The 21799-nt window shown below is 47.6% G+C and carries 17 protein-coding genes, 1 tRNA gene and 1 pseudogene; 12 read left to right on the forward strand and 7 right to left on the reverse strand.

Features of this window, described 5'->3' with window-relative positions; all coding sequences use genetic code 11:
• Positions 1–20 precede the first annotated feature (20 nt).
• The 3 genes from KQI64_RS03545 to KQI64_RS03555 all read left to right on the forward strand — a co-directional run bounded on the left by KQI64_RS03545 (position 21) and on the right by KQI64_RS03555 (position 3342).
• The gene (locus KQI64_RS03545) at positions 21–1427 is read left to right on the forward strand and encodes a right-handed parallel beta-helix repeat-containing protein (RefSeq protein WP_216523366.1); all 1407 of its coding nucleotides are present in this window, start codon (positions 21–23) and stop codon (positions 1425–1427) included.
• Between the two features lie 345 nt (positions 1428–1772).
• Entirely contained in the window at positions 1773–2069 is a 297-nt protein-coding gene (locus KQI64_RS03550) for a hypothetical protein (RefSeq protein WP_216523367.1), read from the forward strand.
• 409 nt (positions 2070–2478) lie between these two features.
• Complete coding sequence (locus KQI64_RS03555; protein WP_216523368.1) at positions 2479–3342, forward strand: YdcF family protein; 864 nt, start codon at positions 2479–2481, stop codon at positions 3340–3342.
• Positions 3343–3894: 552 nt separating this feature from the next.
• Here the strand turns inward: KQI64_RS03555 and KQI64_RS03560 are convergent.
• The 4 genes and pseudogenes from KQI64_RS03560 to budA all read right to left on the reverse strand — a co-directional run bounded on the left by KQI64_RS03560 (position 3895) and on the right by budA (position 7810).
• A complete protein-coding gene (locus KQI64_RS03560) occupies positions 3895–4539 on the reverse strand; it encodes a hypothetical protein (RefSeq protein WP_216523369.1) in 645 nt (214 codons plus the stop codon).
• A 34-nt stretch (positions 4540–4573) separates the two neighbouring features.
• Positions 4574–6175: a dicarboxylate/amino acid:cation symporter gene (locus tag KQI64_RS03565; protein WP_216523370.1), complete on the reverse strand. Its 1602-nt coding sequence runs from the start codon at positions 6173–6175 to the stop codon at positions 4574–4576.
• 32 nt (positions 6176–6207) lie between these two features.
• A pseudogene (locus KQI64_RS10335) lies at positions 6208–6936 on the reverse strand (acetolactate decarboxylase).
• A gap of 4 nt (positions 6937–6940) precedes the next feature.
• Positions 6941–7810, reverse strand: coding sequence for an acetolactate decarboxylase (gene budA, locus KQI64_RS03580; RefSeq protein WP_216523373.1), 870 nt, complete (start codon positions 7808–7810; stop codon positions 6941–6943).
• A 217-nt stretch (positions 7811–8027) separates the two neighbouring features.
• Here budA and KQI64_RS03585 point away from each other — a divergent pair, with 217 nt between their 5' ends.
• From KQI64_RS03585 to KQI64_RS03610, 6 genes are all read left to right on the forward strand, one after another.
• Positions 8028–8585 (forward strand): phosphatase PAP2 family protein, encoded by a 558-nt coding sequence (locus KQI64_RS03585; RefSeq protein ID WP_216523374.1) that lies wholly within the window; start codon positions 8028–8030, stop codon positions 8583–8585.
• Between the two features lie 58 nt (positions 8586–8643).
• A complete protein-coding gene (locus KQI64_RS03590) occupies positions 8644–9000 on the forward strand; it encodes an STAS domain-containing protein (RefSeq protein ID WP_216523375.1) in 357 nt (118 codons plus the stop codon).
• 91 nt (positions 9001–9091) lie between these two features.
• Complete coding sequence (locus tag KQI64_RS03595; protein WP_216523376.1) at positions 9092–9277, forward strand: hypothetical protein; 186 nt, start codon at positions 9092–9094, stop codon at positions 9275–9277.
• A gap of 369 nt (positions 9278–9646) precedes the next feature.
• On the forward strand, positions 9647–10231 hold the full coding sequence (locus tag KQI64_RS03600; protein WP_216523377.1) for a site-specific integrase: 585 nt from the start codon (positions 9647–9649) through the stop codon (positions 10229–10231).
• 69 nt (positions 10232–10300) lie between these two features.
• On the forward strand, positions 10301–10570 hold the full coding sequence (locus KQI64_RS03605) for a DUF6809 family protein (RefSeq protein ID WP_216523378.1): 270 nt from the start codon (positions 10301–10303) through the stop codon (positions 10568–10570).
• Between the two features lie 460 nt (positions 10571–11030).
• Positions 11031–11375: a transposase gene (locus KQI64_RS03610; protein ID WP_216523379.1), complete on the forward strand. Its 345-nt coding sequence runs from the start codon at positions 11031–11033 to the stop codon at positions 11373–11375.
• 435 nt (positions 11376–11810) lie between these two features.
• Here KQI64_RS03610 and KQI64_RS03615 read toward each other — a convergent pair.
• The 3 genes from KQI64_RS03615 to KQI64_RS03625 form a co-directional block, all read right to left on the reverse strand.
• Positions 11811–11887: transfer RNA gene (locus KQI64_RS03615), tRNA-Arg, on the reverse strand.
• A gap of 57 nt (positions 11888–11944) precedes the next feature.
• Entirely contained in the window at positions 11945–13846 is a 1902-nt protein-coding gene (locus KQI64_RS03620) for an ABC transporter ATP-binding protein (RefSeq protein WP_216523380.1), read from the reverse strand.
• 39 nt (positions 13847–13885) lie between these two features.
• The gene (locus KQI64_RS03625) at positions 13886–14242 is read right to left on the reverse strand and encodes a DUF5658 family protein (protein ID WP_216523381.1); all 357 of its coding nucleotides are present in this window, start codon (positions 14240–14242) and stop codon (positions 13886–13888) included.
• Positions 14243–14371: 129 nt separating this feature from the next.
• Between KQI64_RS03625 and KQI64_RS03630 the strand changes: the two genes are divergently transcribed.
• The 3 genes from KQI64_RS03630 (at position 14372) to KQI64_RS03640 (ending at position 21786) form a co-directional block, all read left to right on the forward strand.
• The gene (locus KQI64_RS03630) at positions 14372–15073 is read left to right on the forward strand and encodes an ABC transporter ATP-binding protein (RefSeq protein WP_216523382.1); all 702 of its coding nucleotides are present in this window, start codon (positions 14372–14374) and stop codon (positions 15071–15073) included.
• Between the two features lie 33 nt (positions 15074–15106).
• Positions 15107–18667, forward strand: coding sequence for an FtsX-like permease family protein (locus tag KQI64_RS03635; RefSeq protein ID WP_216523383.1), 3561 nt, complete (start codon positions 15107–15109; stop codon positions 18665–18667).
• Between the two features lie 110 nt (positions 18668–18777).
• The gene (locus KQI64_RS03640) at positions 18778–21786 is read left to right on the forward strand and encodes a hypothetical protein (RefSeq protein WP_216523384.1); all 3009 of its coding nucleotides are present in this window, start codon (positions 18778–18780) and stop codon (positions 21784–21786) included.
• Positions 21787–21799 lie beyond the last annotated feature (13 nt).

Raw genomic sequence — 21799 nt, forward strand, 5'->3', positions numbered from 1 at the left:
GCCTCTGGAGAGCATAGCGTATGACCAATTTGTACTTCTTTCATCTGCATGCCGGCTATTCGATATTTCAAAATTTCTTTTGTGCAGGTATACAATTTTTTATCGTTCTGAATAGTTACGACGATACGATCAAAAACCTCACCGTTGCCAAGGTAACGGCAGGCGGCAAGACTACCGAGATGTTCTCCTTCGGCGACGCCTGGGTAGCAGCGGTAAAGAACAACGGCACCATGCAGCTTGTTCAGGATTGGAAAAGCGATGACCTCGCCGGCGATGTATTCTACTACGAAGCGAACACCGAATTCAAGAACGGAGCGCTCTATGTCAAGGGCAAGAACGTGACGCTTGACCTCTGCGGTCACACGATCATTCACACAAACAATCAGAAATATGATATTTGCAGCGATAACGCGACGATCACCCTCATGGATTCCTCGGGTAATCGCTCGGCAATCAACGGCCTCCTTTCCAGCGGCGGCAAAGTAACTATCGACGGCGTTACCATCAAGGATTCAGCCGACGCAGGCATCAGAGTCAATAACCTCACTTTGAACGTAAAGAATACAACCTTCACCGGCAACAAAAACTCAGCGGTAGTCACCGAGAAAAACGCGGATACCACCATTGAAAACTGCATTTTTAAGAACAATAAGGAATCCGCTGTATACAACAAGAGCTCCAACGTGACGCTTAAGAACAGCTATTTTGAGGACAACTGCTCAGACTCTGACAACGGCAGCACCAAGAACGGCGGAGCTGTATACAGCCACTGCACGCTCACGGTTGATAACTGCACTTTCGTCAATAACAGCGCTGACAAGGGCGGCGCGATTTACGCCGATGATACAACAAACGTTACAAACAGCACTTTCACAGGCAATTCGGCAGCAGCTAAAGGCGGCGCGATCATGTTTGATTACAGAGGCTGGGGCTCATGCGAAATCCTCACTCTCAATGAGTCAAAGTTTACAGGCAACACTGCAGGCTCAGACGGCGGCGCGATCTTCTGCGACTCTATGAACTACCTGACAATGAGCGATGTTGAGATCAAAAACAACACTGCAGGTTCAAACGGCGGCGGTCTCTACTGCCAGAAGGGTTCAAGCTCCTCCTGCGACCCCGACATCAGCGGCAAGATCACGATCATCGACAACAAGCTCACAAACGGCACGAAGTCGAACGCTTTCCTCGGAGAGAACAAAACCTCAAAGTGTGTCTTTAAGATAAGGGAAAACATTGATCCGAGCTCCAGAATCGGAGTAACAAGCAACACAAACGACGGCGACCTCGACATCTGCAAAATCTGGAAAAAGGACGCTTATAAAAATACTGCAAACGTATTCAGCTACGACACAGACAAGTACAAGATCAACAGATACACGCATTGGTATTCTGAGTTGTGGTGGGTAGAGATCGTTAAGAAATAACATCATTCAATATTTTCTTGAACCGCTCGGGTGAAAGCCCGGGCGGTTTATTTATTCAACCGGCGGCGGATTTGATGACATACCCGTTCCTCTGAGCGCAGGCTTTATCGTCACGCATTAACAGTACTGGTTGCAGCTTTTTTGTTTGTATTTATTAAATCAGTAAATAGCAAGAATAATTATACTGAATAACCAACCATTGTTTTCAGTTTGTTTAGTATCAGACAAATGTTTACTACAACATAAAAGTTGGAGCTGATGAAACTATTAAGAAAATAGAAATAATAAGCAAAGCTGACGGTATAATCTTTCCGGTGTGTATGGACATCCGTCGGGGAATATGCTATGATGAAAATGAATACAAACCTGAGCACAAAGGAGGCAGCTTATGAAAACAAAAAACGGCAGGGCGATCATCGCAGCATTGCTGGCGGCGAGCATGCTGTGCGCAGTTCCGACGGCGGCTCGACCGCCGCAGGCAGCTCCTTCCGATACTCGAGCAACAACGTGCTGGTGACGCGCTATAACGGCCAGATCCAAACCGTGGATAACGGCGTCAGGCCGGATATTTACCTTTCCAACGCGCGGATGTACGACAGAACGTATATCTCGCAGGTCGTCGACAACGCGTTTCCACAGTAAATAATGATGTAAAAGTGAATCGTCTATTAGTTTTCAAAACCACGGGAGGTTGGAGTACATAGACGATTCATTTTTTCAGGTTTTATACGATTATTGTACATAAAAAATAAAAGAATGGAATTGTTTTCCTTGCCAAAAATGGAGATATTTAAAAGAATGACAAGATCTTCAAGTTCAGTTCTATCCGGACTTTTTGAAAAACACATCTTTTTTGCTCAGCATTGACAATGAAAAATCTCGATTTTATCGAGATTTATATTAATTTGACTTGAACAAATAATACCAATGTAATATAATATATATGAAATAGTTATTCTTTGCGAATTGAATCTTTAAGCGGAAACTATATTTTATGTTACCTCCGACCATACTGTGTTAAGAGGAAGCAAAGAACAGGAAGGAAAAAGATATGAAAAAAACGATTTCTATTTGGCTGATGATCGCGGTTCTTGTATTTTCGTTTGCCGGATGCGGGCAAGCCAACGCGCCTGCGCGTACAACCGACGCGATCATTCAGGATATTATCACTTATCACGGATGCTATGATCATGAAGCGGATGCCAAGGTCAGTGAGCTGCTTGATGAACTCAACACCGTTGACAGCAAGCAGGGCGAGCTTTGGAAAAAGATTATGGAATACTGGGATTATGCCAATAATGAGATGACCGTCAATCTCGATAAGCTTCCCGAAGACCTGCCGAAGGACAGCAGTCTCGCCATTACCGTGCTCGGCTTTGAACTGAATGACGACGGTTCGATGAAGGACGAGCTTGTCGGCAGGCTGAACACCGCCCTGAAATGCTCCGAACAGTATCCTAATGCTTATGTGATCTGTACCGGCGGCGGTACTGCGAAGGACAACAAAGAGGTCACCGAAGCGGGTTTAATGGGCGATTGGCTGATGGAGCACAGACTCAGCGAAGACAGATTGATCATTGAGAATCAATCGATGACTACTGCGCAGAACGCCGAGTTTTCCTATAAAATCATTCTGGACAAATACCCGAGCATAAATTCAATTGCAATCGTCAGCAGCAGCTACCATATTGCGTGGGGTTCGTTACTGTTTGAGGCTGAATTCATGAAGTACGCTCTGGAAAATAATGTTCCCGAAATTCATGTGGTTTCCAACTGCGCCTACAAGACCTCTAACGAAACCTACAAAGAAAGCGAGATACTGCGCTGGGAGACAGGCGGTATGCTCCAGCTGGTCGGCAACAATGATCTGGCTATGAAATATTACACAAATGAATATGAAAAGCCTGTGCTTTAAGGTGAAATGTTTTTCCGGACAATTGCGGAATAATCAGAGAATCTATAGCATGGCATTGGTATAGTCTGCGCAAAAATAATGGCAGAGCTTGCCCGCGTTATTTTCTGATCGACATGGATCGGCTCGCCGTGGGAGATCCCATCATAGAACTTAGCGACCTGTACTATTTTTATGTGATCCTCGGAGAGAAAGCCCCCACTGTGGCAGAAAAGTTTATGGGTTTTCCTATGACACCGCGCGTCGCTTTATGCGACTGTTCCTGAAATACTATCTGGGAACGGAAGATGAGGAACAACATTAAATCCGCAGATTTTCACAAAGAACGCCGATCTGATCGTAGACCTATTTGAAAAAATTAGGCTTCGAAAATCGCCAAATCGGCGGTGCTGATCTCTTCTTCCGGATTCGGTATCAATCTGATCCAGCATATCCGGAAATGAGTCGATGTCGTCTTTTGCATCAAAAAGCCATTAAGAAAGAGTCCTTCACACGCTGAAGGACTCTTTTGCATACATGTTATGCTGTGAAGATGAATTGAGTGATTAAGGTTCATTATATATCACCCTGGTTCTCTTTCAACGCTTTATTACCTTTTATGATATAGATCAGGAACATGAAGTATTCAATTGTTTTCAGGATATTCGCGACCACATCGAAAGGCAGTGCGATTTCTTCGCCTTGTTTCTGACCGAAAATGATCTCAATTATCCTCACAATGACTTCGAAAATGATGCCGATGTAAATCACTGTAAAAATCTTTTTCCCGTTTTTGGATAAATCCGGTCTGCAGAGACGCTCTGAAAGATGCATGATTCCGTGGATGATATAGTGTACCATGAAGAAATATGCAACATCTCCGGCGATAGAGAAAATTAAATAAGCAGTTTCGTTTTCATAGAAAAACGCCGACAGGACAAAGAAGATGATCTGGGCAATTATCGCGAACAGCGAAACTTTAAAGGCAGGTTCATCCTTGCTCGCGGCGGTAATTCCGAAGATTTCCAAAACATATGCCGCAACATATATGACGATAGTCACAATCACGACGACGCCGGACGTGAAGAGTTCCGATTCGGAAGCATCAACTCCCGGCAAAGCAAAAACAGACACAATAACGGAGATGAGTGACGCCGCCAACGCGATGAATTCTGCTATCACTATTGTTTGAAGACCTTTTGATGCGTTCGGATACTTCATATGACCCCTCCTGACAGACCGGTTTTACTGTTAATCACGAAGCAAGCTGCTGCCGGGCTTTTTGCTCCTCTATGGCTACCGTGACGATATCGCCTATCACATTGATGATGTTCTGCAGCCAGCCGAAAAAGACTTCGGCAAATATTGCGATGATAATCAGCTCATCCGCCTTTAAATACAGGGTGATGATCAATATGCCGATCATTATCGAGCCCGGTTGGTTAGGCGCGCCGACAGAGAGGAACAGAATAAGAAAAGCTATGCCGATGATCTGTAACCATGAAATTTCTATACCAAGCAGGAAGATGAAGCTCATTGAGATCAGCATGATCAAAAAGCAGTTTCCATCCAGATTTGTCTGAGCGAGTATCGGCAGATTATCCGAGAGCCTCTTTCTGTCGTATCCGTATTTGCGCGAGCAATATCTGATATTGAACGGAACCGCGTCTATTACGGAACTGATTTTGAAATTCTCCCACAGCAGCGCGGGCAAATGTTTTGCAAAGGACTTGATGTTGACTTTGCCGATGAGCAGGCGTATCAGGTAAAACGCCGATATGACGATCATACTGAGCGCGACGATCAGAAGCACCTCTAACAGGATCATCAGGTTTTCTAATCCGTCGATCATAAGCATCGACAGAGCCGCGAAAAAACAGAAGAACGGCAGTGTGAACATCACGACGGTGAGCATTTTGGAGAATACATCTAAGCTGATATTGATGAATTTGTGTACCGCGCCGAAGTACTCTCCGATCGAGCATAACGCGTAGGTCAGAAGCAGCGATAAAATAATGATCGGGAACGGCATAATCGTCTCGAACGGTTCAAAAATGTTATCGGGAACAAGCGAATTGATGAACTCCGTCATATTCATATCGCTTGAGAACAAGCCTAAGCCTCCGAAATAGCCCTGATGCAGGTATAAAACATCCGCAATCAGCGGACCTGTTATCAGCGCGAGCACTACCGCAATAAAGGAAGTGACTATCGTTTTTATCTGCAGTTTTCTGGCAGAGGAGTTTTTTTCCGAAACGATATAGATGTCTGTCAGATTCTTGACAAGGGAGAAGAACGTGACCGGTGCGCCGATCATAAGCATCGCGTTTGCGAATTGCTTGATGATGGGCATAAAATATTTTTCATCGAGCGATGTTAAATTGTCGGCGCTTACGAATGCGATCAGCGCTATGCTGACCGGCACAGCAAGAAGCATTGCGATAAAGCAGTAAATCAGAGCGCTGTTGTTATTTCTTTTGACAACGATGCTGACGCGGTTATAGCCCAAGCGGTATCGGTAGCCTACCTTGTCGCTGAAAGCCTGCACGATCTGCAGCTCGGGCGAAATGCTTTTCTGATCCTTTTTCATGCTCGGAATATAAGATTCGCCCTCAAAGCCGAGAGTGATATTATATTCGCCGAAGTTTTTTTGCGCTTTGATCGTCAGGATAGTATCCTGACCGTAGCCCTGTTCGATCATATCATTAAACAAAGCCTCAAACAGCAGCATTGTCTCAAAACTGCTCTCATCGCCGATTCGCTTTTGTATCAGCCATTGTTTGATAAACTGATCGGCGACCTCATAGCTTTCCGGTTTGAGCTGTATCTCTAAAGTGCGATTTTTAGTCAGGCTCATAAGTCCCCGTCACCATCCTCATTTAGTATAAATCAACCGTTTCCTTGCTCTACTTCCTCGATCTCTTTCTTTAACGCATTTTTCAGAGAGTATGTATCAAATGCCGCGTCATTCGGCAACTGAATATCGATCCTGTCCATTTTTTGCAGCAGACATTCTCCCGAGCCAAAAGCTGCCTCGAATACGTGACCTCCGAGCTTTTTGTCCTTCGAGAGAAAGTGCATGTGCCATCCTGCAGCGTTGATCCCGTCCATATAATCGGGAAAATACACACAGACGAGCGTTCCGTAAATTCCCTCAAAACAAAAGTCCTTCTGCGTTTTTGAAAGTATATTCTTCAAGGAAACGTGCTGTGAACGATAAGGCGCTCCGGCGCGTGCATGTATTTTTTCAAACCATCCGTCTATCCGCGCAATATGGATGCTGTTAAGACCGAAATCTTCTTCTATTCTCAGGGTCAGTTCCAGCTTGATGGCTTCAAGGTTCGGCAATTAATCTATTTCAAAGGCTCTTCCGCCTCTGACAAATCCGGAAACCGCAAAAGGCACGCCTGCCGCGTCTTCCGACTGAACGATGCTTCCGTCATTTTTCGCTTGATAGCATACGCCGTCCAGAATGATCATCTCGCCGTCCACATGCTCGAAGGTACCGAGTCCGGTATCGCCGTGCTCCAATAATTTCCGCACTGTGACAACGGGCTTTGTATATCCCAGCGCTAAAGCCTGCAATGTAGAAGCCTGATATAATTTATTCGATTTCATCTTATTATTCCTCGTTTGTTTCAACCTTCTTGATAGCGTCGCTGACGTCCTTTGAAAGCTCCATCTTTTGGAAATCGCCGTTATCAGTCAGGCACATGTCAAATTCGGGCGTAGCGTCGTACTCCGCCGTTGCTTTACTGAATTTAAGGTCAAGCAAATGACCGCCCTTTGTTTTGTCATCGGAGATGAAGTGGAAATGCCAGCCGGGTGTGTTCAGTCCGTTCATGTAATCGGGGCAATACAGAGCGACTACCGTACCTGTGATGTTGTCATAGTTAAATTCTCTCTGGTCTGTTTCGAGCGCCTTGTCGAGCGTCTTATAGGGTTTTTCCTGCTTGATTTCGCTGCGCACGTTCATTTTCTCGAAGGTGCCGTTCATTCTTACAAAGTAAAAAAGGTTTTTGCCGTTTTGCTCAACCATCGCGTTGAGCTTTTCCTTTAAGGCATTAACGTCACCTATATCCGAAAGCTCCACGCTGCCGTCCTTATCAAAGAAAGTCACATTGGAGAAGGGAACGGTTTCGTAATCAGCCGCTTCCTGAACCGTGCTGTCGCCGAGCGCCTGATATACCGTTCCATCGAGTACGATCATCTCGCCGTTGACGCCCTCAAAGGTGCCGATGCCTATGTCGCCGTGCTTTTTGAGCTCGCTTACCTTGATAATGCCGTCATAATAGCCCTGCGTCAGCGATTGCAAGAGGGCAACCTGATAAATCGTTTCTCTGTCATTTTCGGTTTGTGAACTTTTCGTTTCAGCCTGCGCAGCGGTAGTTTCCTGCTGCTCGCTGTTGTTCCCGGACTGCTGCTGAGCGGAGCATGCCGCCAAAGGAACCATCATTGTCGCCGCTAAAAGAATTGCTAAGATTTTTTTCAAAATAAATATCCTTCTTTCTCGAGTATGTTATTGTTACTGCAAAATGCAGTTTGGGTTTATTGGTTAAGTGTCTTACATAATTAATATTATACACAAAAGCAACGCCAAAAGGCAATAGAATTTATAAAAAAATATGCACTTTTTGCAATTTGCCCTTGGTTTTTGAAAAAACATATAGTATAATGAAAATAGATTTTATTATAAAGGTGTGTGTATCATGGAAGCAATTCAATCATTTGACCTGTCTGTTCTGAACGCGATCCAGAACTCGCTCAAATGCGGATTTTTGGATTATTTAGCTGTGTTTATCAGTTATCTGACGACCTCGGGTATCATATGGATAGTCACGGGTGTTATCCTGTTGTTCTTTCGGAAAACTCGTGCGGTCGGTATCATTGTGCTTATTGCGTTAGCGCTCGGATTCTTGAGCGGCGACGTACTGCTCAAGCACCTTGTCAACCGTCCCAGACCGTTTACCGTCAATACGGATATTAATCTGCTGATTAAGCAGCCGTCTGGAGCGAGCTTTCCGTCCACTCACAGCACTCTTGCGGCAGCGGTAACGACCGTACTGCTCGCAAAGAAAAGAACGCTCGGGTTTATCGCTCTGGCTCTGACGGTTTGTATCGCATTTTCGCGTCTTTACCTCTATGTGCATTATCCGACAGACGTCCTGTGCGGACTCCTGCTGGGAGCGCTCTGCGGAATCGCGGCTCTGTTGATCGCGAAAGCCTTTAAGCTCGAAAACAGGCTTCATACGAACGCCAAAAACTGACAGTCTGCCCTGACGCACATACGCTTGAAATTATGAATGAAAACTGGAGGATAACATTATGGGATTATTCAGTAAAAAAGATAAAAAACCTGCTGTAAATCTGAGCAGCAAAAGCCGCTTGGATGTCGAGGTCAAAAAAGACGGAGCAGCATACACCTTCCTGCTCGAAGGCAGACTTGACACGATCACGTCTCCCGACCTTGAGAGCAAGATCAACGATGCAACTCCTGACGCGACGAAGCTGATATTGGATCTTACAAAGCTGGACTACATCTCCAGCGCGGGGCTTCGCGTTTTGCTCGGCGCGGCGCAGGCTATGGACGGCAAGGGTGATATGGTAGTTCGCAATCTCAACCCGTCTGTGAGAGAAGTTTTTGATCTCACCGGATTCAGTAGCATGTTCAACATCGAATAATCTACAGAGATTGTCTGAAAATTACATCGACCAAATAAAAACCGTTTGACTTGTGTGTTCGCAGTTGGAATAATGGAAAGCGGAGAACTATGTGTATCTTATTGCAAACGACACGCCGTTTGTTCGCTATATTTCGCTGAATAACTACGCCAAGGAACACGATATCCCATACACAAAGGTAAAGCGTGCTGCGGATAATCAATTGTTGAAAACAGCGGTCAAAGCTAATAACGGCAGATGGAATATAGACGCCGACGTAGAGACTGCATTTAAATAGTATAGAAGGTTTTGCCGGAGATTCATCCGGCGTTTGGATGCATAACGAAAAACAGAGGGAGTTTTCCCTCTGTTCGTTGTGTGTCCTTTTTTGTTTTTTTGAGGTGAGGAGAGAATGAAAAATACAATATTGAGTCAAGAGCAGCGTGATTAAGGCATCCTGTTCTTGACATAACGGAAACATAGAATAAGGAAGTTTTTTTAAAGGATATTTTAAGATTTCTATATTATCCTATAATCGGAAAGAAAAGGGCTGAATGTATATCCCCGAATTCGTGCACGGAATGAAAAGCTTTTCGCGGGGAATTCATATATAAAAATATTTGGGAGTGACAAGGCATTATGAAATTAACAAGAAAAATTACAAGTATTGAAGCATCACCAAGCGGCAGCATATCTGCTGATGCTCAACACCGGATTGAGAACGGGCGAAGTCCTCGGTTTGATCAACAGCGACATCGATTTGGAGAAAAGGGAGCTGAGCGTTATCCGCGCGGTAAAGGAAGTCAGCAAACGTGACAAGGACGGCACTATGTGCGAAACCGAGCTGATTGTCGGAGGTCTGAAAACAGCCGCGTCAAAGCGCACAATTCCTCTTAACCGTACTGCAATAGAGATGATTCGGATATTGCGGATTGAGTGTTATTTCGGAGAGGACAGTCCGCTGGTATCAAGTCAAGCAGGAGACTTCACAAGACCGTCCACATTCCGTTCGCGATGGTACACGCTGCTTGATTTCGCCGGAATCCCTCACAAGGGGTTGCACAGCCTGCGCCATACCTTCGCAACGCGGCTGATCAACGGCATTGAGGATGAAAACGGCAATCTCAAAACGCTGACGGTAAAGCAGGTTGCAGACCTGCTCGGGCATACTACCACATCAGTAACGGAAAAATATTACGTCAGGCGCGAGCCGGATAAGCTCAGCGGAATCACCGATGAATTTGAGCTGTAAAAAAATACCCATTTCCGCTGGACTTTTCAAAAAAGCGTGGTATTGTGTTGTGCTAAAGGAGGTATCGGCATGGATACGATCAAAGAATTATTCTACGGCAATGTACACCCATTCGAACGCGACATCAAAAAGGACAGCGAAAGCGACAAGCTCGCTAAGCTGATTCTCAGACATGACGCAGCGCTCAAAGCTACAATGAATGAAAACGAGATTGAGCTGTTCGGAAAATTCAAAGACGCTGTGACAGAGCTGAATTGTCTGAACGAATGCGAAGGCTTTATCAGCGGATTTCGATTGGGCGTAAGACTGATGGTGGAAGCACTGCACACCGATGAATAAAAAAATCGCAGCCCTGAAAATAGGGCTGCAACTCTTTTGGCTTTTTTCAGTGTAATTGGTTTTCTCGAGCGTGTTTCGCCGTGTGTCGCCCTGTGTGCGATTTGTTGAAGAAAGTAGGGTAAGCACCCGAACGAGGGTGTTTGCGCGGTGTCGGCGATTTTTGACCACGTCTCATTTTTTGCGACGCTTATTCAAAGAATACCGTTTTTCAAATTCCAACGCTTTGCCATATGAGCGAGATTTTTTCTTGACAACCAAATGTGCAGGTGTTATAATAAGCAGCAAATTATGGAGGTACGCAGTTATGTTGTATTTTGTATTCAACAGAATGAATCAGCACCAGTCAATTGTCAAAGCAGGCGATTGGCTTAGTTTGTCGTGCGTGTAATTTTTTGATTTGTCGGCAAACGGTCAGTGGCTTGTATCGCTTCTGACCGTTTTATTTTTTTCAAAGGAGCTTATGGCGGAGATCGGCGATACAAGACGCTTCCATAACAGACGGGCAATCACAGCATTTTTCGGATATGATACCGAACCGGATGATTCAGGGCAACACATTTCCAAATCCCGTCCCAACACCAAAAAAGGCTCGTCTTCATTAAGAAGAACACTATTTATTATCATTAGGGCGATTAGTGCCCAAAAGCCGATTGATAACCCTGTTTATGTCTTTCTTGACAGAAAACGCTCCGAAGGAAAACATTATTATTCTTACATGACTGCCGCAGCAGCAAAATTTTTGCGCATATATTACGCAAAGGTCAATGAAGTCCTCAACGAAAAGGGTACGTTGGTGTGCACATAAATCCGTCTATTCATAGATTCTGAACCGGAGGCGATACGCAGGCACGGCGCAGCCGCCTGACCTTGACGGGTTATCATAAAAATGCTACAATCGGCAGTCCGACGGTCATCGACCTTGTCTATTCATGAGTTCCTCACCGTCGGCACATTTTGACAAGCATTTTTATGATGTTCTGTCAAGGTTGCCGGACGAAATCAATCAAACTTTTTTTAAAGACCGCTCCGGCGGTCTATTTGCTGTACTTGCTTTTTCTCAGTTTTCAGTAATTTTTTCTTAACATTTTTTCGCTTTACTACTTGACTTTTGTTTGCAGGTCTAAAAACGTCACACCGTGACGTTTTTACCTCGCTGCGCTCGGCACGGTCGCCTTCAAATCCCAACGGACACTGAGCGGACAAAAATTTATGGGGTACCACTTTGGTACCCCATAAATTTTGGCCCGCCCGAAGGGATTTGAACCCCCGATCTCCGGAATCGGAATCCGTTGCGTTATCCAGCTGCGCCACGGGCGGATATTGCGCGGATTTCCGCGCTTTTTTCATTATACAACATTTTAAGAAATTAGTCAATCATTCCGACAATTCTTCCCAGATTTCGTAAAGACCTTCCTGTTTAGCCTGCAATTCCTCCAGCTCATTAGTAAGCTCGATCAGCTTTTCATAGTCTGTTGTAACCTCGCTGTCACTGAGCTTATTCTGGATTTCATTGATCTTATCTTCAAGGCTCTCGATTTCCTCCTCGGTCTTGCGCAGTTTTGTCAGGCGCTTTCTCTCCTCGCTTTGACGCTGTTTGTTGAGGAAATACTCATTCTGAGGCTTTTCTTTTTTGTCGGCTGCCTTTTGAGCGGCTTCACTTTCTTTTTCAGCCTTTATCCTCTCGAGGTAATAGTCGTAGTTTCCGAGGTATTCCTTCATTCCGTTTTGTGTGAGAACAAGAACCCTGTCGGCGAGCTTGTTGATAAAATAGCGGTCGTGGCTGATTATGAGCAGCGTGCCGTTGTATTCGGAAAGTGTTTTCTCAAGCTCCTCGCGTGAAGAAGCGTCGAGGTGGTTTGTCGGCTCGTCGAGCAGCAGAAAATTGCTGCCCTGGAGCATCAGCTTAAGCAGAGATATCCTCGCTCTTTCGCCGCCGCTCATCTTAGACAGCGGCTTAAAAACCTCGTCGCCCTTGAACAGGAACGAAGCGAGTGCGGAACGAACCTCCGTCTGAGTCATGTTCGGAAACCTGTCCCATACCTCGTCGATTGCGGTTTTATTGAGGTCGAGATTTTGCTGCAGTTGGTCGAAATAGCCCGTCATAACATTGGCGCCGAGGTCGAATTCACCTCTGTCCTGAGGCATTCTTCCGTTGAGAATGCGGAAGAGAGTTGTTTTTCCGCAGCCGTTCGCGCCGAGTATAAACACACGCTCGCCCTTGCGGATATGTATGTTGACGTCGCTGAACAGGTGTTTTTCTCCGAAGGATTTTGCGAGATTGCGGCAGATCAGCACGTCGTTTCCGCTCTCAAATTTAGGTTCAAAGCGCATCCGCATTGTCTCGAGCTCGCTTTCGGGCGTGACGAGCTGAGCCTTGATGCGGTCTGCTTCCTTCTGACGTGAAGCGGCTGTGATGAAATTCCTCTCACGACCCCAGCGGCGCTGCTGCTCGACGATGCCCTCAATGCGTCTGATCTCCTTCATGTCGTTTTCATATTTGTTTTTAAGAGCTTCGTTGTAGGCTTCTTTTTTTCTTATGAACTCAGTATACGCGCCCTTGTAGCACATGATTTTTCCGTGCTCGAGCTCGATCGTCTTGTTTGTTACGTTGTCGAGAAAATATCGGTCATGGCTGATGATTATCATCGAGCCCTTGAAATCCCTCAGAAAATCCTCGAGCCAGCCGACGGCTTTGATATCGAGGTGGTTAGTCGGCTCGTCGAGCAAAAGAAGATTGCTGCGCGAGAGCAGCAGCTTTGCGAGACTGAGCTTTGAACGCTGACCGCCGCTCAGATTGCCGACGGGCATTGTAAAGTCGTCCTCGGAAAAGCCCAGTCCCAGCAGCGCGGAGCGTGTGCGGCTCTTGTAGGTAAGACCGCCGAGCGCTTCAAATTCCTCGATAAGTCTTGTCTGCCGTTCGACAAGCTCGTCCAGATTACCTTCACCGGCGTCGATAGCGGCGGTAACGGCGGCAATCTCGTCCTCTGTATCGCTCAGATAATCAAAAACCGACAGCAGCTCGTGAAAGATATCGATTCTGGGGTTGTTGCAGGCATGCTGCTCCATGTAGCCCACGCGCACACTTTTCTCGAAGGCGATGACTCCGCCGTTCGGTTCGAGCTCTCCGTTGAGCGCGCGGAATAGAGTGGTTTTTCCGACGCCGTTCGCGCCGATAAAGCCCACCTTGTCGTGAGTCTCCACATCAAAGGACACGTCCGAAAACAGCGTTCGCTCAACAAAGCTTACGCTGAGGTTCCGCACCGATAACGCGGGCATAAAATCACTCCTTACTTGTATACTGATTTATATTGTAGCCTAAAATCCCGAAAAGAGCAAGACAAAATTAAAAATATGCCAAAGATTGACGAGAGAATAGGCGACGATCCCGATTGTAATCAGCACATTCGCGACCTTATTCTCCGTTTCACCCGTCAGTTTGAAAAGCACTCCGCACAGGATGATCAGCGCGAGCGGGATCACTCCCTTTATCAGCAGGGTGGTTCCGAAGCCGTTCAGTACAGGCTGCATAATGGGATTTGCCTCGGTAAATCTTCCGCTCCCGATAAGCACCTCCGTGCAGATCCAGTCAATCAGGTTGAGCAGATAAAGCAGCCCGAGCCTTGTGTAGAATGATACGCCGCTTCTTTTCATTGTTGCGTTGTTGTCTGTCATCAAATCACTCCTTATTGTTATAATTTGTCTTTTACAGCTTTTTTATTCGTCAAATCCTTTTATCTGAATATTGAAAACTGTAATGAATTATGATATAAATATACTATATTATATATAGGGGATATTACTATGCCGCTTGTGGAGTTTAAAAACGTATACAAACGCTACCAGATGGGTGAAATCACTATCAACGCCGTCGACGGAATTTCATTTTCAGTTGAGGAAGGCGAGTTCGCCGTTGTTGTAGGCGCGTCAGGCGCGGGTAAGACTACCGTGCTTAATATTCTCGGCGGAATGGACAGCTGTACCGAAGGCGAGATCATTGTCGGAGGCCGCAGCGTCAGCCGTCTCAGCGACAAACAGCTCATAGAATACCGCCGTTACGATATCGGCTTTGTATTTCAGTTTTACAATCTTGTCCACAACCTCACGGCTAAGGAAAACGTAGAGCTTGCCGCCCAGATTTGCCGCAACCCCATGGACAGCGAGGAAGCGCTGGACAGCGTAGGCTTGCTTGAACGCAAGGATAATTTTCCCGCGCAGCTTTCGGGCGGCGAGCAGCAGCGGGTCAGTATTGCGCGCGCATTAGCGAAAAATCCGAAGCTTCTGCTGTGCGACGAGCCTACAGGCGCGCTTGATTACAACACGGGCAGACAGATTCTTGCGCTTTTGCAGGAAACCTGCCGCAGACAGAAAATGACGGTAATGCTCATTACCCACAACAACGCGATAACCCCGATGGCAGACCACGTAATAGAGATGAAAAGCGGAAAAATAGTCCGCGACGAATACAACAAAAACCCGAAATCCATAGACGAGATCGAGTGGTAATTATGTTCAAATAATCGGAAAGGAGGCTCAAGCATGACGGGAGCTTTGATAAAGAACACCTTCAGAGAGATCCTTGATACAAAGGCGCGGTTTTTCTCGATTATGGCAATTATCGCGCTCGGAGTCGGATTTTTTACCGGTATCAAGGCTACCAGCCCGTCGATGTACAGCCTCGCCGAGAATTATTACCGCGAGCAAAAGCTGATGGATTTCCGCCTTGTTTCCACAACGGGTTTTACCGACGACGATGTCAGGGCGATTGCCTCGGTCGACGGCGTTCAGAGCGTAATGCCTTCGTACTATTTTGATCTGATCACCGACGCCGACGAGGGCGGCGATTTGGTGCGGCTTATCGCGATACCCGATGAATACCTCAAAAACCCTTCGCTCAATGAAATAGTCATAAACGAGGGCAGGGAGATCGAGAACAGCGGCGAGATAATCACCGAGAGCGTCGCCTTTGCGAATGTAAAGCATCAGATCGGCGGAAAGGTTCGATTCGCGCCGATGGCAGGCGAAAACAAGGTCGCCGATATGCTCAACTATACCGAATACACGATCGTCGGCAAGGCTGAGTCGCCGCTGTATATCTCGTATCAGCGCGGCATTTCTCAGATCGGAAACGGCAAGATCGACGAGTACATGTATGTCTCCGCCGAAGATTTTAAGATTGACCGATATACCGAGCTGTATGTCAAGTCGGACTTCTCAGACTGCGTTTCGGCATTTTCCGATGAATATTCCGACAGGACAGACGAGCTCAAGGAGCGTTTGGAGCAGGCGGCGTCTGAGCGCGAGGACGCGTTTCAGGTTGAGGTTATCGACAAGGCGAAGTCCGACCTCGCCGAGGCTAAGGAGAAGTACAACTCCGAGAAAAGCGACGCCGAGAAAAAGCTTAACGACGCCGAGAAGCAAATCCTAGACGGTGAAGAAGAATATAATGAAAAAATCTCCGACGCGGAACAGCAGTTAAAGGACGCTGAAAAGAAAATTTTGGACGGAGAAAACGAGCTTGCCGCGGGTGAGTACGCATATTACACAAAAATAAACGACGCGGATAAGCAGCTTAACGAAAAGCGCGCTGAGTTAAACGACGCGGAGGAGAAGTACAAGTCCTCGCTTATTGAAGCTCAGGAAAAAATAGCTTCCGCTCAGGCGCAGATCGACAGCGGCAGAGCGCAGCTCGCCGAAGGCTACGCCGAGCTTGAGAGCAAGGCGGAGCTGTTCGCTTTTTTGGAGAAGGCGCAGCAGGCTGTAGAAAAAATAAACGAAGCGGTCACAGCTCTTACCGAGTCCGGGCTGCATGAAAAGCTCACCGAGGTGATCGACGGCACCAGAGCCGCGATCGATGAATTGACAAAAGAGGAAAAGCTTACTCCGGAGCAGGCTCAGAAGCTTTCCGAAGTGCTCGACAAGGCGCAGGAGATTCTCGACGGAGCGCAGAAGCTGACCGAGCAGGTGAAGTCCGTTCTCGACAAGGCTGACGAGGCGCTCACGGGATTAAACGAAGAATACCGCAATGCCGAAGCGCAGCTCGCTCAGATGAAGCAGCAGCTCGATGAAGCTCAGGCAGAGCTCGACAGGCAGGCGGCTGACGGTCAGGCACAGCTCGATTTGGCAAAGGCTCAGATAGACAGCGGAAAAGCGCAGTTAAGCGCAGCCTCCTCAGAGCTTGAAAGACAGCGCTCGTCAGGTCTTTTACAGCTGCAAAACGCCCGATATACCTTGCAGCTCGCCAAAGACAAGTACGCAAGCGGCGTATCCGAGTTTGAATCCGAGAAGCAGAGCGGACGTGAAAAGCTCGACAGCGCAAAAGCTGAGTATGAAAAAAATAAAAATGAAGCGGATAAAAAATTTGCCGACGCTAAAAAGCAGATAGATGAAGCACAGGAGCAGGTCGACAGTCTCAGCCCGTCGCAGTGGTACGTGTTCAACCGTGACGACAATCCCGGCTACTCGACCTTTTCTCAGAATGCCGACAGGCTCGACGCGGTCGCTTCGGTATTCCCGCTGTTTTTCCTTCTTGTCGCCGTTCTCGTCTGCGTCACGACAATGACGCGGCTTATTGAGGAAAAGCGCACCGAAATCGCCACTCTCAAGGCTCTCGGCTACTCAAACAGCGCGATTATATTTAAATATGTTGTTTACTCCATGCTCGCGGCGGTATCGGGCAGCGCCGTCGGAATAACGGTCGGAGTGCTGACGCTGCCGTTTATCATATTCAACGCCTATAAAATAATGTACTACATCGGCGATATAACGCTGGTGCTCAATATTCCCGCTATAGTGCTCGGAGTGCTTGCCGCGGTCTTAACCACAGCCGCAGTTTCCGTTATAGTATGCGCAAAATCCCTGCGCCTTAAGCCTGCGCAGGCAATGCGTCCGAAAGCTCCGAAGGCGGGCAAGAGAATATTGCTTGAATATATCACTCCGCTATGGAAGCGTATGGGCTTTACAGCGAAGCTCACGGCGAGGAATTTATTCCGCTATAAAATCCGAATGTGCATGACCGTGATCGGCGTTGCCGGCTGTACCGCTCTTATTGTCGCGGCGTTCGGTCTGCTCAACAGCTTCGATCCGCTGACAGAGGTGCAGTTCGGCGAGATTTACAAGTACGACGTAGCAGTCGCGCCTAAGGACAGCGGCAGCGCAGAGGATCTGAAGTATCTGGAGACTCTTTCAGATGATACCGGCTGTGCGGAGGAAAATCTTCTTGTTTCTCAAAGTGACGTCACTGCAGGCTTCGGCGATAAGGAAAACAGCGAGTCCACTTACCTCTGGACTATGTCGGAACCGCAGTCCTTTGATAAAATGGTTACTGTCCGCACAAGACAGGAGCACACTCCGCTTGCTTTGGACGACGACGGTGTTCTGGTAAACGAAAAGCTCGCCTCAATGCTGGGCTTTTCCGTCGGAGATACTATCACATTGAAAATAGGGGACAAGACTGCCGAAGCTAAGGTCAGCGGAATATTTGAGCAGTATATCTACAATTACCTCTATCTCACTCCTAAGTATTACGAACAGCTTTTCGGCGATGAACCCGAATACAATCTGATGATCACGAGCCTTACCGACAAGAGCGACGATACGCAGAACAAGTTCAGCTCCGAGCTTTTGTCCGACGACAGAGTCACAGCCGTCTCGTTTATGGGCGCGAATGTCTGGGATTTCAAGAACATGCTCAACTCTCTTAACATGGTGGTAGTCGTAATGGTCGTCTGTGCGGCGGGGCTTGCCTTTGTCGTGCTTTACAATCTTACCAATATAAATATCGCCGAGCGTGTGCGTGAAATCGCGACCTTCAAGGTTCTCGGTTTCTATAATAAAGAGACCTCGCGTTTTATATATAAGGAAAACCTGATTCTTACCGCAATGGGAATTATCGCGGGGCTTCTGCTCGGTATTCTGCTTACGGGATTCATTGTCCGCACGGTCGAGGTCGACAACGTCATGTTCGGCAGGGATATTTATTTTACGACATATCTGTACGCCTCGGGGTTGACGATGCTGTTTTCACTTCTCGTAAACGCCGCGATGAGCTTCAAAATAAAGGCGGTCGATATGGTAACGAGTCTGAAAAGCGTCGAATAAGATAGCTAAAGCATATTGTTCTTGTAAAAAATGAATATTTCTTGTTGAAAAAATGAAAAATATGTGTTATTATATAATTTAAGTTTTTATATCTATTTGGAGGTAATAATATGAAAAAGCCGATAGTCGCGTTTTTCGCGGCTTTGATTGCGTTATCTGCCTCAGGTATTGCGGTTTCCGCCGCACAGACAGATACCGTGGTTTCCGAATCCGCTCAGGCTCAGCAGGCGCCTTTTCCCGAAGTGACCGGGTTTAATAATACGGCGGACGGAATCACCGTCAGTTGGAAGGCTTATCCTAATGCCGCGCGTTACGGTTTGTTCGTTTGGGAAAACGATTCATGGAAGGGCGTTGCCACGACCTCATCGCTCAGTCTTACCCATAAGGGTCTTCAAAGCGGAGAGGTTTACCGCTACACCGTGCGTGCCATTGGAAACGACGGAGAGTTTTGCAGCGATTACGCGCACAACGGATTTGAATACACGTTTATAGCGCCTCCGGAGATGACTTCTGTCCGCAGCTCGGAGAAAGGTGTATTTCTTGAGTGGACAGACCGCAAGGGCGCCGAGAACTACCGTGTTTACCGCAAAACTGCAAACTCCGATTGGAAGCGACTCGCTGATACCACGTCAAATTTTATGACTGACGAGACCGCCGAGTCCGGCACTTCATATACCTATACGGTTCGCTGTATCAGCGCAAACGGCGCGGAATGGACAAGCTACTACACAAGCGGCAAGTCGGTTCGATATATCAAGACTCCTGTTATCACTGATTTCGCGAACACCGCCACAGGCACAACTATTTATTGGAACAAGTGCGCCGGCGCTTCAAAGTACCGCGTATTCATGCTCGACCGTGACAATGTCTGGAGAGGTCTGGGCAATACCACATCGACCAGCTTCACGAGCGAGGGACTGCTCTCCGGCGAGAGCTATACCTATACAGTCCGCTGCCTTGACAGCAACGGCGACTTTATCAGCGACTACGACCACGAGGGAAAGAGCTATCTTTTCCTTACCACGCCGAAAATCAGCGCGCTGAATCCCGTTGAAGAGGGTATTGAAGTCAACTGGGGAAGTCTTGCGGGAGCCGTTAACTACCGCGTTTACCGCAAAACTGCCGACACCGACTGGCGCAGAGTAGGCGATACAACAGCGACTGCTCTTGTTGACAAGAACGCTCCCTCGGGCGTACAGGTCAGCTACACCGTCCGCGCAATAACCGCCGACGGCAGCGACTGGACAAGCTATTACAACAGCGGCAAGTCCATAACCTACATCAAAACTCCCGTTATCACGGGCTTCTACAATACCGCCAAAGGCACCGAGATCATGTGGGACAAGTGCGGCGGAGCTGCAAAGTACCGCGTATTCGTCCTCGAGAACGGAAGCTGGAAGGGTCTCGGCAATACTACCTCCCAGAGCTTTGTAAACACAAATGTCAAGTCCGGCGAGACATATACCTACACCGTCCGCTGTCTTGACAAGAACGGCGACTTTGTCAGCGCCTACAACAAAGCGGGCAAGAGCTTTATTTTCCTCACTCCGCCCGTAATCAGCAGTCTTGACGTTACCGAAAACGGCGTTGTGATCAAGTGGAACGCCGACAAGAACGCGGAGAACTTCCGCATTTACCGCAAGACCGGCGACTCCGACTGGAGCAAGCTTGCGGACACAAATTCCAGAACCTACACCGACAAAACCGCCGCGTCCGGCAAGGAGTATTCCTACACAGTCCGCTGCATCACCGCGGACGGCGAGGAATGGACAAGCTACTACAACAGCGGAAAGTCCGTAATGTTCGTCAAAACTCCTCAGGTCAAGTCCTTCGAGAACACAGCTGAGGGCGCGATGCTGAGCTGGGACAAGTGCAACGGCGCTTACAAGTACGGAGTATTCTACCTTGACGGCGCAAACGGCTGGAAGGGTATCAGCTCGACGACAGACACATATTTTGTCGACAAGACCGTCAAAAACGGCGCGACCCGCACCTACACGGTCCGCTGTCTTGACAAAGCGAGCAACTTCATCAGTCCGTTCAACAGAACAGGCTGGACTAACCGTTATTTCGCACCGCCCGCTATCTCAAGCGTAAGCTCTGCGGTCAAGGGCAATAATATCAAATGGAACGCGACAGACGGCGCCGCGGGTTACCGCCTGTACAGACGCACCATCAATTCAGGCTGGGCAAGACTTTTTGATTCTATTCCCGAAACCTCCTACAACGATCTGACAGCCGAGAGAAACAACGCCTACGCCTACACTCTCCGCCTTGTAAATGAAAAGGGAGAGCTTATCAGCTCATATATCGACGACGCGAAGTTCTACTACAACGGCGCTGTTGCGAACGGAACGCTTTCTATCAACGGCAAGTCTTATGTATTTGTCGACGGCAAGATCCGTCAGGGCTATGTAAAGATCGGCAACGATACATATTACTATAATTCCGACGGCGTAATGCTCAAGGACTGCCTTGTCGGTTCATCGGCAGAGGGCTTCCGTTACGCCGGCAAGGACGGCAAGATCGACTTTAACTTTACAGGTGTGGCAAAGAACTCCTACGGCTACTGGTACCTTGAAAAGGGAACTCTCGACTTCACGTTAAGAACCGGCGTGACCTACGGCGGTTATGACTGGAACGTCGAAAACGGCAGAGCCACTAAGGTCACCACCGAGAAGGACAAGACCTATCACCGCGCTTTCCTTCTTATTGACAAGGTCTGCGACAGAAACATGAGCAAGGGCGACAAGCTCTGGAAGATGTTCCGCTATATCCAGAACGCCTACACCGAATTGAATCCCAGAATCCCGCACTATCACGGCGACGGCTGGGAAATTATCTACGCAAACGATATGCTCGTCAACGGCAAGGGCAACTGCATCAGCTACGGCGCTGAGTTCGCGTTTATCGCAAAGGCTCTCGGCTATGACAACTGCTACGCCTGCCACAGCGGCGGCCACGGCTGGGCGGAAATCGAGGGTAAGGTCTACGATCCCGAGTGGGGCAGACACTTCTTCGACCACACCTACTTCGGCATCGACTACTACAACAATCCTACCAGCGTGAACTACACCGTAATCAAGGGCGGCGCTTCATGGATGCACGTCAAGATTTAGTCGGAAGGAATAT

The organism is Lachnoclostridium sp. MSJ-17 (genome assembly GCF_018918205.1).
In the GTDB taxonomy this organism is placed as follows: Bacteria; Bacillota; Clostridia; order Oscillospirales; family Acutalibacteraceae; genus Ruminococcoides.

Coding starts and splice junctions, on each gene's coding strand:
- KQI64_RS03620 (WP_216523380.1), bottom strand. CDS start 13,846: ATGCCCGCGTTATCGGTGCGGAACCTCAGCGTAAGCTTTGTTGAGCGA.
- KQI64_RS03605 (WP_216523378.1), top strand. CDS start 10,301: ATGGATACGATCAAAGAATTATTCTACGGCAATGTACACCCATTCGAA.
- KQI64_RS03635 (WP_216523383.1), top strand. CDS start 15,107: ATGACGGGAGCTTTGATAAAGAACACCTTCAGAGAGATCCTTGATACA.
- KQI64_RS03630 (WP_216523382.1), top strand. CDS start 14,372: ATGCCGCTTGTGGAGTTTAAAAACGTATACAAACGCTACCAGATGGGT.
- KQI64_RS03625 (WP_216523381.1), bottom strand. CDS start 14,242: ATGACAGACAACAACGCAACAATGAAAAGAAGCGGCGTATCATTCTAC.
- KQI64_RS03545 (WP_216523366.1), top strand. CDS start 21: ATGACCAATTTGTACTTCTTTCATCTGCATGCCGGCTATTCGATATTT.
- KQI64_RS03585 (WP_216523374.1), top strand. CDS start 8,028: ATGGAAGCAATTCAATCATTTGACCTGTCTGTTCTGAACGCGATCCAG.
- KQI64_RS03560 (WP_216523369.1), bottom strand. CDS start 4,539: ATGAAGTATCCGAACGCATCAAAAGGTCTTCAAACAATAGTGATAGCA.
- KQI64_RS03590 (WP_216523375.1), top strand. CDS start 8,644: ATGGGATTATTCAGTAAAAAAGATAAAAAACCTGCTGTAAATCTGAGC.
- KQI64_RS03555 (WP_216523368.1), top strand. CDS start 2,479: ATGAAAAAAACGATTTCTATTTGGCTGATGATCGCGGTTCTTGTATTT.
- KQI64_RS03640 (WP_216523384.1), top strand. CDS start 18,778: ATGAAAAAGCCGATAGTCGCGTTTTTCGCGGCTTTGATTGCGTTATCT.
- KQI64_RS03610 (WP_216523379.1), top strand. CDS start 11,031: ATGGCGGAGATCGGCGATACAAGACGCTTCCATAACAGACGGGCAATC.
- KQI64_RS03565 (WP_216523370.1), bottom strand. CDS start 6,175: ATGAGCCTGACTAAAAATCGCACTTTAGAGATACAGCTCAAACCGGAA.
- KQI64_RS03550 (WP_216523367.1), top strand. CDS start 1,773: ATGATGAAAATGAATACAAACCTGAGCACAAAGGAGGCAGCTTATGAA.